Below are 13,638 nucleotides of genomic sequence, written 5' to 3'. Positions count from 1 at the left end.
GAAGAAAACGAAAGCAACAACGCTCGAATGATTCAAAGGGGGTGGGTCAGTTTTACTTTGGCAGGGTGGGTCAGAATTCGATCGGTATTGACAGCATGAGTTTTCTGGCGGTATGCGCCAGCGCGTCATGATCGCCATGGCGCTGATGTGCCGTCCAAAGCTGTTAATTGCGGATGAGCCGACTACCGCGCTGGACGTGACGGTGCAGGCGCAAATCATGACGTTGCTGAACGATCTAAAGCGAGAATTCAACACGGCCATTATTATGATCACCCACGATCTCGGGGTGGTGGCAGGGATCTGCGACAAAGTGCTGGTGATGTATGCCGGACGCACCATGGAATATGGTCGCGCGCGCGATGTGTTCTATCAGCCTGCGCATCCCTATTCGATTGGTCTGTTAAACGCCGTGCCGCGTCTGGATACGGAAGGCGAAAGCCTGGCCACCATTCCAGGCAATCCACCTAATCTGCTGCGCTTGCCGCAAGGGTGCCCGTTCCACCCCCGTTGTCCTTATGCGATGGATATTTGTACCCAGTCGCCCCCGCTGTTGCCGTTTGAAGACGGCCGCTTACGCGCCTGCTTTAAGCCGGTGGAGGAGTTAGTATGAGCACCGTAGCTGAAAAGAAGGTCTTACTGGAAATCGCCGATCTCAAAGTCCATTTCGACATTAAAGAGGGTAAGCAATGGTTCTGGCAGCCGTCAAAATCTCTAAAGGCGGTTGATGGCGTCAGTCTGCGTTTATACGAAGGCGAAACGCTGGGCGTGGTAGGCGAGTCCGGCTGTGGTAAATCGACGCTAGCGCGGGCGATTATTGGCCTGGTGAAGGCCACAGAAGGGCGCGTAGCCTGGCTGGGGCGTGATCTGCTCGGGCAAAGTGAAGAAGAGTGGCGCAAAGCGCGTAGCGATATTCAGATGATTTTTCAGGATCCGCTGGCATCGCTGAACCCACGTATGACGATTGGCGACATTATTGCCGAGCCGCTGCGGACGTATCATCCCAAAATGACGCGGGAAGCAGTCAAAGAACGCGTCAAAAACATGATGATGAAGGTGGGCTTGCTGCCTAATCTTATAAACCGTTACCCGCATGAGTTTTCCGGTGGGCAGTGTCAGCGTATCGGTATTGCGCGCGCGCTGATTCTGGAACCGAAACTGATTATCTGCGATGAGCCCGTTTCGGCGCTTGACGTGTCGATTCAGGCGCAGGTGGTTAATCTGTTGCAACAGTTGCAACGCGAAATGGGTTTGTCGCTGATCTTTATCGCGCACGATTTGGCGGTAGTGAAGCACATCTCCGATCGCGTACTGGTGATGTATCTCGGCCATGCGGTGGAGTTAGGAACTTATGATGCGGTATATAACGATCCGCAGCATCCCTACACCAAAGCCCTGATGTCGGCGGTGCCGATTCCCGATCCTGACCTGGAGAAAAACAAACAGATCCAGCTGCTGGAAGGGGAATTGCCGTCGCCCATCGATCCGCCGTCAGGTTGCGTTTTCCGCACCCGCTGTCCCATTGCCGGTCCTGAATGCGCCAAAACGCGTCCGCTACTGGAAGGGAGTTTTCGCCACGCGGTTTCCTGTCTGAAGGTCGATCCGCTTTAAAGCAAAACGCCGGGCATGTGCCCGGCGTTAGTTTATCGTTGCCGCTTATTCACGCCATAAGATATGGCATAGCTTGTTATCTTTTTCGCGGCATAGCAACACGCGTGCAAACACATCGGTAATCGGTTCGCCGTCTGCTTCACCTAAACCAATCACCACCTCTGCGAAGAAATCTGGATTCAGATCGAAATCAACATGCTCTGACCAGTCTTCTGACGGATCGAATAACTCTGCGCCGCCACGCTCTTCAAACTGAAGATTGAAGAGAATGATGTCTGCCGGATCGAGGTTGTCGCCTGCCAGCTCAAGAAAAATATCGTAAGCCTGTTCCAGGGTTTCGTCTTCGGTAAGGCGATTATTTAAATCCATGTTCTGTCCTGTTTGCCAAGGGCGGTTACATAATTTCGCTCGTTTTACAGTAAAGGACTGAAGAAGTAAAACAGTCGTTCGACGATGCGCTGCCACCAGGCACGTTTCGCCCAGCGCTTCCCATCCAGCAGCCGTGAGCGGGCAATATAGTCATCCTGAACGCAGGCAAGGTCGCTGCCAAAACCTGCGTCATCGACCACTAAAGTGATCTCAAAGTTAAGCCATAAACTGCGCATATCCAGGTTAACGGTGCCGACCAGGCTAAGTTGACCATCAACCAGTACGCTTTTGGTATGTAATAAACCATCTTCGAACTGGTAAATTTTAACGCCTGCTTCCAGTAATTCACCGAAAAAACTGCGGCTGGCCCAGCCTACCAGCAGCGAATCGTTATGACGCGGAACGACGATGCTAACATTCACGCCACGTAAAGCTGCGGTGCAGATCGCATGTAACAGATCATCGCTGGGCACGAAGTAGGGCGTGGTCATAATCAACTGTTCGCGCGCTGAATAGACCGCTGTCAGCAGGGCTTGATGAATCATGTCTTCGGGAAATCCTGGCCCCGAGGCAATGACTTGCACTGTGTGGCCGCTTTCCTGCTCGAACGGCATAATGTTGCGGTCTGGCGGCGGCGGAAGAATGCGTTTGCCGGTTTCGATTTCCCAGTCACAGCTAAAGACGATACCCATTGCGGTCGCTACCGGGCCTTCCATACGCGCCATCAAATCAACCCATTGTCCCACGCCCGCATCCTGTTTAAAGAAGCGCGGATCGACCAGGTTCATGCTGCCGGTGTAGGCAATATAATTATCAATCAATACAACTTTGCGATGCTGGCGGAGATCCATGCGGCGCAGAAAAACACGCAGTAAGCTGACCTGCAACGCTTCCACAACATCTATACCGGCGTTGCGCATCATCCCCACCCAGGGACTGCGGAAGAAGGCTACGCTGCCAGCGGAGTCCAGCATCAGGCGGCAGTGCACGCCACGACGTGATGCGGCCATCAGTGACTCGGCAACCTCATCGGCTAATCCCCCTGGATTCCAGATATAGAACACCATTTCGATGTTATGACGAGCAAGTTGGATATCGCGAATAAGCGCCTGCATCACTTCATCGGAGCTGGTGAGAAGCTGAAGCTGATTGCCTTTGACACCCGCAATCCCCTGACGGTTATGGCACAGCTGGAACAGCGAGCGCGCCACATCGCTGTGCTCAGTCGCGAAAATTTCCTGACATTGTTTAAGATCGTTGAGCCATCTGGCTGTCGAGGGCCACATGGTGCGGGCGCGTTCAGCACGGCGTTTACCTAAATGCAGCTCGCCGAACGACAGGTAAGCGATAATACCGACCAGCGGCAGAATATAGATAATCAACAACCAGGCCATGGCTGAAGTAACGGCACGACGCTTCATCAGTATGCGTAGCGTGACACCTGCAATTAAAAGCCAGTAGCCAAACAGCAATAACCAACTGATAAGCGTGTAAAAAGTGGTCATTAAGTGGACATCCAGTTCGCGCTTTGGTTTGAGAAGTTTACGTGCAGATGACGATCAGCGAAACCCTTAATCGTTGACGCTTAACGATAAGAGATCCGATTTGGCATTGGCGTGAAGATCTCTATAATGCGTCCGCGTGATACCGATGTCAGAGAGGAAGTAATGAGACGAAGCAGAAATGAAGTGGCTCGCTGGAGAATGTTACGTCAGGTTCAACGTCGTCGTTCACGTTGGCTGGAAGGGCAATCACGACGCTATAAGCGCATTCACGGCATTCGCCATCAGCTTGCTCAACAGCAACGTCGTTCCATCCTGTTCATTACCCAAAATGTTTGAACGAAGTAGCCGCGCCATGCGGCTACTTTATGAATGGCCGATCATCACTAATTTCACGTTCACCAGTTGCAGCGCGGCGGCGAGCACAATCAGCATCACAATCAGGTGTTTTTTATTTCTCCAGCCATATTTACGCCAGAGCATTAACGCTGAACCAATCAATAGCGCGATCAATACCAGCAATCCGACAATGATCATTTGCATGAGGCCGTACTCAATCCATAAAAAATGGCTTCAGCGTGGCAACGCCAAAGCCATTTCTAAATAAGCTGAATGTTAAAATACGCGTTTGAAAAGTTTTGTGACGCGTAGCGATGATTTACCCTTCGATTCTGTCTGTAACCTTTTCATCATTCTAAATCATGCCTTTACTGAATTCGGTGGGACTAACTGATCCCTATTGTTACCTTTTGAGTATCTTTGTCCGATGGTTTTTGTGTACTCTTTTGTGCCTCACACATCAAAAAGTGTACCTTGAATGCTCACGGATACGAAACTCAGAAAGGCGCTGGGGCGCCCGCAGGAAGCCGAAGAAATTATATCTGATTCTCATGGGCTGAATGCAAAAATTAGCAAAACCGGAAAAATATCTTTCATATACCGGTATCGCTGGATGGATAAGCCAGTGAAGCTGACTATTGGAAATTACCCAGCAATGACCATCGCACAGGCTCGCGAGAAACGGCAAACGCTCCGCTCCTGGCTAGAGAACGGTTTCGACCCACGGGAAAAACTAAAACTTCAGTTACTTGAGCGCAAAGAGGCTCTTACAGTAAGTGAGGCGTTTGAATACTGGATCGAGCGTTATTGTGTACCCGCCGGCATGGTGAAAATCGATTACAACCGCCAAATCTTCAATAAACACATAACCCCTGTATTGGGGAAGGTAAAGCTCGACAACACTAGCAGAGAGAACTGGATAAACCTGCTCGACAACATGGAAAGCCGTGTCATGGCTCACCATATGTTTGCTCTCTGTAAACGTGCCTTCCGCTTTTGCCTGAACCGCAATGCGATTTTGATAAATCCGCTTGAAAATCTGGTGCCGAGCGACGTTGGGCAAAAGCCAAAAGTTAAGGATCGAGTGCTCACCTATGCCGAGCTCAAAACGGTGTATGAATGGTTACGTTTTCGCCAAAGTGAAGAGGCAAAATTTATTGTCCGCTTCATCATGCTCACTGGTTGCCGAACTACTGAAATTCGCCAATCTACATGGGATTGGTTCGATCTGGAAAATCACACCTGGACAATACCTGCATCTCATTACAAAACGCGTATGACAATTCGCCGGGCGCTATCACCAGCTGCGGTAAAAATGTTGACGCATAGGAAGGAAATGTATGATACGCGTCACGTTGTCACTTCATCTCGAATTATTCCAGGCCGCGAGAAAGACATACCTGTTAATCCATTCGTTGTAGCTAATTTCGCTAATACGATAAGACAGGGAGCAAAAATGGAAACGTGGTCATTGCACGACCTAAGGCGAACATTCGCAACGATGCTATCGGAGCTAGGCTGCCCGCCTTATGTCGTGGAGAAGTTGCTGGGTCACCAGATGATCGGCGTAATGGCGCATTACAACCTGCACGATTATTTAGATGACCAGCGGCATTGGGTAAGGGTTTGGGAAGAGAAGTTGAGCGAGGTGATGAAGGAACCGTTCGGTTAATGCTTTTTGGTTGCAACGCTTTCCCAAGCTTGGATAGTGGATGAGCGCCAGCGGTTCGGATTGCCTGGCAGGTCTGGTTCAGGAAACGGGCAGGAGAAACCCTTAGGCATTTTTTCACTGTCCCGCCACTGAAAAAGCGTTTTACGTGAAATCTTAAAGCGGTCGAGCACATCGCTCGTAAACATGTATTTATCTTCCATAGCAGGCCTCTGTTGGCATATGACAACAAAAGTGGTTAATCGGGTTGGATGTGGCTATATGGCAAAATTACTTCGGTTCAGGCCATAGCCAGGCGATGATGATTGCGATTGCGAGCGAACCCCACTGAATGAGGTCGCCCAGCGTTATGGGTTCTCCGCAGGTGGCGGTCATTCCTCTGGCTCTATCGATATAATTTCTGCAGCGACTAGCATTTTTGCGAGCCAGTCATCTCCCTCATCGCAATCGTCAGGGCACTCCAACACGTCGCCATTTTTATTATGTAGGCTCAGATATTTGAGATTATATGAGTGCACTGTTGGTAGTCGGTCATAGGCATCCTCCACCGCCGACTCAATGACTGTCATTCCCATACAATTGCCACCGACCTCTGCTATTATTTCAGCGCGATAGTCCCACTGACCAAAGGTGAGCTTTACCTTTTGATTGGCAAATTTCCCGGAACAAACAAGATTCGGGTCATAATTCATTTCAGACATAACAACTCCTCACGCAGAGCGCGATAATTAATAGGGTGGGGGATTAAGACGTGTGGTGTACGCAGCCCAGGTTACGGGCCCCGGTGATGATGTTCGCTGCCATAGTTACCCGGCGCGTCTGCGCCTTGCTGCCGTTCAGTACGGCGCGCACCATGTCGCCGTTTAAGAGGATTGGGCGTTCACGCATGGGTAGCTCCTTTGAATTCACCGTGGATTTGCCGGATATGCACATCAACCGCTGCGATGGCGCGCTCTTTATCAGTGAAATAACCAAGGCTGTATGCCTTGCCTTTTTTCACAACACGGGCGTGCCATTTGCCTTCGCGTTTGTTCCAAAAAACGCCTCGGTAGCCTGAAGTGTTATTAGTCAGCATTGATTTATTGCAGCTGTTTTCACTGGCATCACCGGATCGTAGATTTGCCCATCGGTTGTCGTCCCTTGCCCTGTTGATGTGATCTGCGATTTCCGGCCATTCCCCGGTCATATAAAAAATGGCCAGGCGGTGCGCTAGGTAGAGTCTTCGGTCAATAGCAATATTTAAGTACCCGCTATGGTGCCTCGTTCCTGCCTTAGAGCCTTTTGCTGTTCTGCTGCGTCCAGAAAGCCATGTAAATTCGCCTGTTTCAGGGCAGTAATGCAGAAGCTGCTTTAGCCTCTCTAGTGAAAGAGCCAGCTCCTTATCGATATTCCTCTTCGCCATATTTAAACCTTACCGGCGCTGGCGCGCTCTGCCAAAATTTCAGCTTTCTGCTCATCGGTCAGGATGTCATCTGAAACGATCGCCGCGAATTTTCCGCCAGACCAAGAGATGGGCGAGCTTTCACGAATAGCTTTATTCAGCGCCTCAGCTGCTTCCCAGATAGCTTCCGGGATATCATGATGGTCGCCGCCGTCAGGAATAATTTCTTCGCAATGGTCAACCATATCTATTTCTCGCGGTCGGTTCGGCTCGCAGATAAGCAGTTGTAGCTCTCTCGGCAGCACACCATATTCCCAGCAGTGATCCGCTAGGGATTCAGCGTCGAAAAAGTAGGTATCATCATCGAAGATAACGAGCGGCTCACCAGACCAGGCCTTTCTTTCCAGAGAGGCGAAATAGTTCTGACGGTTTTCCGAATAACACTGTTCACAGTAGCCATTCGTTTTGCGAGCGCCATGTTCGGGATTTTTCGGACAGATTCGGTGCGTGCTGCCAGCGTATCTGGCCATGTCCTCGTCTTTACCCCAAAAGCGGCCGTTTCGGTCAACCCAGCCTGTTACCGTCTGAATGCTTGCCGCTTCCGGTGATTCATACATCACGACTACCTGTTCTTTTTGCATGATTTTCCCCTTATCCGATGCTGTCGATGTACCGGCCCTGCTTAATGAGCCGGGCTTAATCCCCGTGATAGTGCTTATGCCGCTGACAAATTAAGTGCTGCGGCCAGAAGCTTTAGCTGCTCGTTTCTTTCTTCTGCCAGTCGCTGAGCCTTCAGCGGGTTGCTTGTTAGTGTGTTGTCGGGAAGCAGCCAGGCTTTCTTTGCCCATAAAAAAGGGAGCGTAACGCTCCCGACACGGATAGGGCTGTAAGGTTGCCTCATTTCTACCCCCGACCTTCAAGCTCTGATTTACGAATCTCAAAAACTTCACCCAGTTTGGCAAGGTCTTCGCTATTACCTGAAAGAGCATTCCTTGCGCGGTCGTAAGCGGTTTGCAGCTTGGTTAAATCCATCGCGCCAGCATTTGCCGTGAACCATGCCAGTGGGCCGTCAGGGTTTTTCTGCATAATGAGTTTCTCTACAGAATGCTCAACGCGTTTACCGCGGGAAACTGAAAGCATCATAGAAAAGTTTGCATCGATTCCGCTCATGGCCTTCACCTTGATGCCTCCTACTTTCACGCCGCCGAATTTAACGTTCGGATCGCCCACCAGAGTCAGGTACTTACCTACCCAGTCTTTTCCGTCGTTACCCCAGCCGCCAACGAGTACGCGGCGCATAGAAAGAGATGGTTTGTAAGGTCGGCCTTCATATCCTTCTAAGTCGATGAAAACGGGCTGTTCTTTGTTTCCAGCTCGGACTGACTTAATCTGAGCTGTGATACTGTTGGTCTGAACATCCTCAAAGTTAATTTGGTCAGACTTGGGGATAATGGTTCTTGATAGGTCCATCACAGAAATACCTCATCATTAAATTCTTCATCGAACAGATATGACGGGATGTTTATTTCTGCGGAAGGCAGCACAATCCCCTCAGTTTTTATCGCTTCGTTCTCAAGGCACTCGGCTATCTTTTCCAGAGCTGCAAACATCGCCTTCCGGCCGGCATCCAGTGACTCTTCGCCGATGTAATACATGCAGTTCCGATATGGCTGCTTGTTCTCTATAGCGAAGAAGCAAAACTGGTCAACGGTTTTGCCCGTAACCAACCTGAAAACGTGCAAGTAGAAAGCAGCCTGAATGTGGTAATGAAACTTGCCGAATGCCTGGCTAAATCCTCTTGGCGAGGCGTCATTGCAACTTTTCACATCAAGCGGGTATGGATAGTTATCAGACAGCCTGTCGAACCGGCATTTAAGCGGCAGGCCTGTGATGTCGCATGTCGCGAACATCGATACCTCAGACTTCCCTGCCGAACGCATATAGTCGACAAAGTCTTCATTCATGCGCGCTGTTTCTATCATCCGTGAAACGGTATCAACTTCTTGTCCTACAAGTATTCGGTCGCACTCATACTGAGACAACGCTTCCTTGTACTCCTTAGAGCGCCTGTCTGAAGCGGCCGACAGCATCAGGAACTGGCTTTTGAACAGATGAGGCTCCAGCAGGGCTGCGTGTATTGCCGTTCCGATGTGGGCTGATTTGCTACCCTTGAATGGGTTGAAATAGAGGTTTGCCGGACTGACGCTCATCGCCTTCACTGACGTAGACCCAATGGCTGGGTCAGCATGGTAATCCTCGTTGCTGATGTCGTAATAGATGCCCGGTTCCACTAAGCCACCTCACCCATGAAATCAGCCACTTCATAAAGATGCTTAGCTTTAGCCAGGCACACAGCTTCTACAAACTCTGCGTAGGCGTCCTGTGCCTCGTCAGAATCAAGCCCAACGCGGTAGGGCGAGATTCCGCTGGATGGCCGGTAGAATTCCATAACGCACTGCGGAAACTCTTTGGATAACTGATCCGATTTATCGCGAATCCATTCATCCTTTCTGACCTGAGCAGCTTCAACATCATCGCGATGCTGCTGAATGCGGTCATACGTAGCGAATCTGTTCATGCCTTTTTCCTCAATCCGAGTGCGTCGAGCATCATCCTTGTAAAGTCGTAATCCGCCAGGCGCTCCTCTTCCTTGCGCTGGCGCTCTAATTCTTCCTGCTGCTTGCGGTACTGTTCCGCGTGTGCTGTGTTGATCATGGTTTGCCCTTCTGACATACGACCTGCACCAGACGCTCCTATAACTTCTGTAAGCGGCTTTTTGGCTGCCAGTGCATAACGTCAGCACCGGTTAATTTGAATGCGAATTGATTGTTGGTGATTGCGGGGCAGCCCGATGCCGCCCCTGCGAAAGAAAGACGCATGGGGATACCTCATTAAATTTGGGTGGTGTCAAAAAGAAGGGCACCATTGCGGCGCCCATAGGGAGTACTACTGTCTGGTTGTAAGGAATTTTCAAACCTGCTGTGCGTAACAGCGTCAGCCGCTATCAATTAATAACGGCTTGCGGTGTTACTCATCTTCAAACTTTGGAATTTCAGGCAGTGGCATCCAATGCGTTGGCTGGCAAACGGCTGGGTAAAAATAATCAGGGTTGCCAAAGGTTCTCGATGGGAATGCCGTTTCTCCTATCCATCCGGCGTCATGCCCCGGATGCTGCTCTTCATCTTTCTCGCCAAGCCATTCAGGGCGCTCGCCCTTGCCAAGATGGAAATCGATGACATCAAGTAAGCGTGGATAGAATTTCAGTGCCTTTCTCCCATCCATTTCGGCTATCTCTTTCTTGGTAAACTTGCGCCAGTCTTCAATGGTGTGATTCTGGCATCCGGCACGAAGGTAATCGCCATTGGTAATCGTGATCGGGTAATCCATACCCATGATTACGTATGTGTGATCTGGCAGGTACGCACCACTCAGGTTCGCACCACTCAGGTACGCACCACGCAGGTTCGCATCACTCAGGTTCGCATCACGCAGGTTCGCACCACGCAGGTACGCACCACACAGGTTCGCACCACTCAGGTACGCACCACACAGGGTCGCACCACGCAGGTTCGCACCATGTCGCTACCGATGTAAAACTGGCCCACCTGCCGATGTAAATCTGACCCACCTAGGGTAAAAATGGCAGTTTTAAGGCACTGCCAATGATGACATTGGAGACCAGAGTGGAGATTAGTGTTTTACACCGTCAGGGCATGTCGATACGCGCCATCGCGCGCCAGCTTTCATGCTCTCGTGAGACCGTTCGCAGATATATTCGTAGCCCGCTGCCCGTAGCGGATATGCGCTACAAGCCTCGCGCACCCAGCCCCTGCAAGCTTGACCCGTTCAAGACCTATATCCTTGGGCGCGTGGCCGCTGCCAGGCCCCTCTGGATCCCCGCCAGTGTGCTGCTGCGCGAGATCCGTCAGCGTGGTTACGAGGGTGGTTACAGCATGCTGACCGCTTTCCTGCACCCCATTAAGCAGCCCGTCACTGAAGAGGTAACACGCTTCGAGACCGAGCCTGGCTTTCAGATGCAAGTTGATTTCACCATCATCAGACTCGGTCATAACCCATTGCTGGCCTTTGTCGCCACGCTGGGCTGGAGCCGCGCGACTTTCGTCAAGTTTTACAGCAACCAGGACTCCGCTGCCTGGTGTGACGGCATTGAGTCTGCGCTCAGGTTCTTCGGCGGGACGCCGCATCAGCTGCTGTTCGACAACGCCAAGGCCATCATCATTGAGCGCGATGTCTACGGCCCCGGTAAGCATCGCTGGAACCCGCAGTTGATGCACGTCGCCGAGAAGTATGCCTTTACTCCCAAGGTCTGCCGACCCTATCGCGCCAAGACCAAGGGTAAGGTTGAGCGGTTTAACCATTACCTCAAGAACAGCTTTATCGTGCCTCTTACCGCGACCTTCCGGCAGGCCGGGCTGGTACTGGATGTACCTGCTGCCAACACACGCATCGGCGAGTGGCTGGTCACCGTCGCGAACACACGAGTGCATGGCACCACAGGCGTACCGCCTGAGCAGCGCATGCCGCGCGAGCGTGCTGCGCTATTGCCGTTACCGAAGGTCACGTTGGCATTGCCTGCACCTGTCCCAGCGCTCAGCCAGCGTCCGGTGCCGACCGAGAGCCTGCAACATCCTCTGGCAACGTACCAGGCCTTGCTCGAGGTGCCAGCATGAACCTTCAACATGATCGTATTGCCGCGCTCTGCGAGCAACTCAAGCTCGACCGCCTGCCGGCAGAGTGGCCGGGTGTGGCACAGGCGACCATCGACAACAGCGGCACGCATGCCGACTTCCTGGAAGCCGTTTTGCAGCTCCAGCATGATGGCCAGAACGAACGGCGTCGCCAGACCATTTTGCGGTTATCAGGCCTGCCGGTGATAAAAACACTGGAGCAGTTCGATTACGCCTATGCCAGTGGCGTTCCACGAAGTCAGATCCAGGAGTTGGCGGGTCTGACATTTATCGAACGTCAGGAGAACGTTGTCCTGCTCGGGCCTTCTGGCGTCGGCAAAACGCACCTGGCGACCGCCATTGGCTATAAGGCCGCGATGGCGGGTTTAAGCATTCGGTTCATTACCGCCGCCGACATGATGCTGCAACTGATGGCGTCACATCGTCAGGGTGACCTGAAGGGCTACCTGAACCGCGTCGTAGGTAAACCTAAGCTGTTGATCATCGACGAAGTGGGATATCTGCCGTTCGGTAAAATGGAGGCGAACCTGTTCTTCCAGGTAGTCGCTAAACGGTATGAGTCAGGCAGCGTGATCCTGACCAGCAACCTGCCGTTTACGCAGTGGTCCGGAACGTTTGGTGATGACGAGACACTGACGGCAGCGATGCTGGATCGGCTGCTTCACCATGCGCATATCGCCCAAATCAGCGGCCAAAGCTATCGACTGAAAGATAAGCTGAAAAGCGGTCAACTCCAGAAGAAAACGAAAGCAACAACGCTCGAATGATTCAAAGGGGGTGGGTCAGTTTTACTTTGGCAGGGTGGGTCAGAATTCGATCGGTATTGACAGCACCACGCAGGTTCGCTCTAGAACCTGACTGATGTGCGCTTTCCACCCACACTTTGTGCTCATCTAAAATCTTCTGAAGTTCTGCTGTTTTCATCTCAACCTCTCGCCGTTACGATGTCTTTTGAGTTGCGATAGCCAGCGCCTTGCTTTCAGATGCGCATAACCGGTCATGTGTATCAGTCAATCTTTGCAAGGTTCTTTCGCGCTTTTCTCTCGGAAGTGACATGAACATTCCATTGACACATCCAGGAATGCCTCCATTGATTTCCCCAATCACTCCATCAACCCAAAATTTAACTTGAGCGCTGTAATTCGGTTTTTTCTTGCTAACCATTTCTACCCTCACTTAGTGATATGCACCGCGCCCTTCCGGACAGTTCGGTAGCCTGCGTTGTAAATCGCGATTTCCGATAAGCACGCTGACGTGCTCTCATGCTTCTCACGCAGACTTGGTGAGGATGTGGCGCGGGATACGTTTAAGCTGCATCCAACGCTGAGTTTGCTAAAAGCGGCTTCAATCTTCCTTGCTGTAGAACGGTCCGCATCACATTGCGCTTTAGTTGCCGCATAATGTTCTCCACGTTCACGCATCCTGCGTGACTTGCTGTTTTCTTTCCTGCGCTTAAAGACGATGTCTGTCATATCTGCCTCCGTTAATTGGCTTAGGCACTGGATGCCACGATGCTGATCTTCGTGGTTGCGCTTTTTCACGCTGCATTTCATCCAATCCCAAAGCCAACTTTGCTTTGGCCTACCGCAAGCGGCGGTAGGAATCTCATTTGTTAAAGAGCGTCGGCGTCCTGCCGGTTGGTGCTGCGCTTCGTGCTGATGGGTTGATAATAGTCTTGGCTATTTTTATTGTAAATAGTCAAGGCTATTATTTTATAGATAAAATTACTATTGGATTGATAGTTAAGGATATTTATTTTTTCCTGACCCATATCCATAACCTGCAATAACTCTGTGATATGGTGGAATGGTCGAAAATTTAGCGGGGTGGCGTATGGAATCAAACTGGGAAGAGGAAAGGGCGGGCTTCATTGCCGGGGAAATTGGTGAGGCGGTGATTGGATTGGTGCTGGCTGACGAAGTGATCAACCGGGACAATATCGTTCAGTACCTGGAAGGAAAGCGGAAAAGTGTGGGTAATGTGGTGCACAAAGGAGTGCTACGCGATGCTGCTCAGTCGGTCAAAGATGGACGGTAGGACATGAAAAACCCGGCGCGGTGG

At 51.3% G+C, this 13,638-nt stretch carries 23 protein-coding genes and 2 pseudogenes; 8 read left to right on the top strand and 17 right to left on the bottom strand.

Going from position 1 to position 13,638, the window contains the following annotated elements; genetic code table 11:
• Positions 1-94: 94 nt before the first annotated feature.
• A pseudogene (locus tag H2P46_RS21960) lies at positions 95-610 on the top strand (oligopeptide/dipeptide ABC transporter ATP-binding protein); the annotation flags it as partial.
• The gene (gene oppF, locus H2P46_RS21955) at positions 607-1,608 is read left to right on the top strand and encodes a murein tripeptide/oligopeptide ABC transporter ATP binding protein OppF (RefSeq protein ID WP_193406890.1); all 1,002 of its coding nucleotides are present in this window, start codon (positions 607-609) and stop codon (positions 1,606-1,608) included. The pseudogene H2P46_RS21960 and the gene oppF, both read left to right, overlap by 4 nt.
• Before the next feature lie 45 nt (positions 1,609-1,653).
• Here oppF and H2P46_RS21950 read toward each other — a convergent pair whose 3' ends face one another.
• Positions 1,654-1,977: an HI1450 family dsDNA-mimic protein gene (locus H2P46_RS21950; protein WP_193406889.1), complete on the bottom strand. Its 324-nt coding sequence runs from the start codon at positions 1,975-1,977 to the stop codon at positions 1,654-1,656.
• Between the two features lie 44 nt (positions 1,978-2,021).
• A complete protein-coding gene (gene cls / locus H2P46_RS21945; protein WP_193406888.1) occupies positions 2,022-3,482 on the bottom strand; it encodes a cardiolipin synthase in 1,461 nt (486 codons plus the stop codon).
• 162 nt (positions 3,483-3,644) lie between these two features.
• Between cls and H2P46_RS21940 the strand changes: the two genes are divergently transcribed.
• Entirely contained in the window at positions 3,645-3,818 is a 174-nt protein-coding gene (locus tag H2P46_RS21940; protein ID WP_193406887.1) for a YciY family protein, read from the top strand.
• 27 nt (positions 3,819-3,845) lie between these two features.
• Here the strand turns inward: H2P46_RS21940 and H2P46_RS21935 are convergent, their stop codons facing one another.
• Positions 3,846-4,022 (bottom strand): hypothetical protein, encoded by a 177-nt coding sequence (locus H2P46_RS21935; RefSeq protein WP_193406886.1) that lies wholly within the window; start codon positions 4,020-4,022, stop codon positions 3,846-3,848.
• Between the two features lie 274 nt (positions 4,023-4,296).
• Between H2P46_RS21935 and H2P46_RS21930 the strand changes: the two genes are divergently transcribed.
• Entirely contained in the window at positions 4,297-5,490 is a 1,194-nt protein-coding gene (locus H2P46_RS21930) for a tyrosine-type recombinase/integrase (protein ID WP_193406885.1), read from the top strand.
• Here the strand turns inward: H2P46_RS21930 and H2P46_RS21925 are convergent.
• The 12 genes and pseudogenes from H2P46_RS21925 to H2P46_RS23170 all read right to left on the bottom strand — a co-directional run.
• Positions 5,487-5,690, bottom strand: a complete 204-nt coding sequence (locus tag H2P46_RS21925) for a helix-turn-helix transcriptional regulator (protein WP_193406884.1) — start codon at positions 5,688-5,690, stop codon at positions 5,487-5,489. The genes H2P46_RS21930 and H2P46_RS21925 overlap by 4 nt on opposite strands.
• 168 nt (positions 5,691-5,858) lie before the next feature.
• A complete protein-coding gene (locus tag H2P46_RS21920) occupies positions 5,859-6,188 on the bottom strand; it encodes a DUF5406 family protein (protein WP_193406883.1) in 330 nt (109 codons plus the stop codon).
• Positions 6,189-6,231: 43 nt separating this feature from the next.
• Entirely contained in the window at positions 6,232-6,375 is a 144-nt protein-coding gene (locus tag H2P46_RS21915; protein WP_193406896.1) for a hypothetical protein, read from the bottom strand.
• Entirely contained in the window at positions 6,368-6,889 is a 522-nt protein-coding gene (locus H2P46_RS21910) for an HNH endonuclease (protein ID WP_193406882.1), read from the bottom strand. Before H2P46_RS21910 ends, H2P46_RS21915 begins: the two co-directional genes overlap by 8 nt.
• 2 nt (positions 6,890-6,891) lie before the next feature.
• Positions 6,892-7,509, bottom strand: coding sequence for a hypothetical protein (locus H2P46_RS21905; RefSeq protein ID WP_202987556.1), 618 nt, complete (start codon positions 7,507-7,509; stop codon positions 6,892-6,894).
• Positions 7,510-7,583: 74 nt separating this feature from the next.
• The gene (locus H2P46_RS21900) at positions 7,584-7,769 is read right to left on the bottom strand and encodes a DUF1317 family protein (protein ID WP_193406881.1); all 186 of its coding nucleotides are present in this window, start codon (positions 7,767-7,769) and stop codon (positions 7,584-7,586) included.
• Between the two features lie 2 nt (positions 7,770-7,771).
• Complete coding sequence (locus H2P46_RS21895; RefSeq protein WP_193406880.1) at positions 7,772-8,338, bottom strand: hypothetical protein; 567 nt, start codon at positions 8,336-8,338, stop codon at positions 7,772-7,774.
• Positions 8,338-9,159: a PD-(D/E)XK nuclease-like domain-containing protein gene (locus H2P46_RS21890; RefSeq protein ID WP_338103682.1), complete on the bottom strand. Its 822-nt coding sequence runs from the start codon at positions 9,157-9,159 to the stop codon at positions 8,338-8,340. The genes H2P46_RS21895 and H2P46_RS21890 overlap by 1 nt, the downstream gene beginning before the upstream one ends.
• Entirely contained in the window at positions 9,159-9,446 is a 288-nt protein-coding gene (gene gamL, locus H2P46_RS21885) for a host nuclease inhibitor GamL (RefSeq protein WP_193406879.1), read from the bottom strand. Before gamL ends, H2P46_RS21890 begins: the two co-directional genes overlap by 1 nt.
• Complete coding sequence (locus tag H2P46_RS21880; protein WP_193406878.1) at positions 9,443-9,601, bottom strand: hypothetical protein; 159 nt, start codon at positions 9,599-9,601, stop codon at positions 9,443-9,445. The genes gamL and H2P46_RS21880 overlap by 4 nt, the downstream gene beginning before the upstream one ends.
• Positions 9,602-9,895: 294 nt before the next feature.
• Positions 9,896-10,261: a DUF551 domain-containing protein gene (locus tag H2P46_RS21875; protein WP_238939073.1), complete on the bottom strand. Its 366-nt coding sequence runs from the start codon at positions 10,259-10,261 to the stop codon at positions 9,896-9,898.
• A gap of 51 nt (positions 10,262-10,312) precedes the next feature.
• Positions 10,313-10,405: pseudogene (locus H2P46_RS23170) on the bottom strand (pentapeptide repeat-containing protein); the annotation flags it as partial.
• Between the two features lie 125 nt (positions 10,406-10,530).
• Between H2P46_RS23170 and istA the strand changes: the two are divergent.
• Together istA and istB are read left to right on the top strand one after the other, a co-directional pair.
• Positions 10,531-11,559 (top strand): IS21 family transposase, encoded by a 1,029-nt coding sequence (gene istA, locus H2P46_RS21870; RefSeq protein WP_193406877.1) that lies wholly within the window; start codon positions 10,531-10,533, stop codon positions 11,557-11,559.
• Positions 11,556-12,344 (top strand): IS21-like element helper ATPase IstB, encoded by a 789-nt coding sequence (istB, locus tag H2P46_RS21865; protein WP_193403211.1) that lies wholly within the window; start codon positions 11,556-11,558, stop codon positions 12,342-12,344. The genes istA and istB overlap by 4 nt, the downstream gene beginning before the upstream one ends.
• 1 nt (position 12,345) lies before the next feature.
• Here istB and H2P46_RS21860 read toward each other — a convergent pair whose 3' ends face one another.
• Both H2P46_RS21860 and H2P46_RS21855 read right to left on the bottom strand, forming a co-directional pair.
• Positions 12,346-12,501 carry a hypothetical protein gene (locus H2P46_RS21860; protein WP_193406876.1) on the bottom strand — a complete coding sequence of 52 codons (156 nt, stop codon included), beginning with the start codon at positions 12,499-12,501 and terminating at the stop codon, positions 12,346-12,348.
• Between the two features lie 248 nt (positions 12,502-12,749).
• Entirely contained in the window at positions 12,750-13,118 is a 369-nt protein-coding gene (locus H2P46_RS21855) for a transcriptional antitermination N peptide (RefSeq protein ID WP_338103681.1), read from the bottom strand.
• A 68-nt stretch (positions 13,119-13,186) separates the two neighbouring features.
• On the opposite strand from H2P46_RS21855, the gene H2P46_RS23165 reads away from it, so the two are divergent.
• Entirely contained in the window at positions 13,187-13,366 is a 180-nt protein-coding gene (locus H2P46_RS23165) for a hypothetical protein (protein WP_238939072.1), read from the top strand.
• Between the two features lie 44 nt (positions 13,367-13,410).
• Positions 13,411-13,614 (top strand): hypothetical protein, encoded by a 204-nt coding sequence (locus H2P46_RS21850; protein ID WP_193406875.1) that lies wholly within the window; start codon positions 13,411-13,413, stop codon positions 13,612-13,614.
• Positions 13,615-13,638 lie beyond the last annotated feature (24 nt).

This window comes from Mixta mediterraneensis (genome assembly GCF_014946725.1).
Taxonomy (GTDB): Bacteria; Pseudomonadota; Gammaproteobacteria; order Enterobacterales; family Enterobacteriaceae; genus Pantoea; species Pantoea mediterraneensis.
Note: the sequence above shows the minus strand (reverse complement) of the source record. Positions and strands in the feature narration are given on the sequence as shown.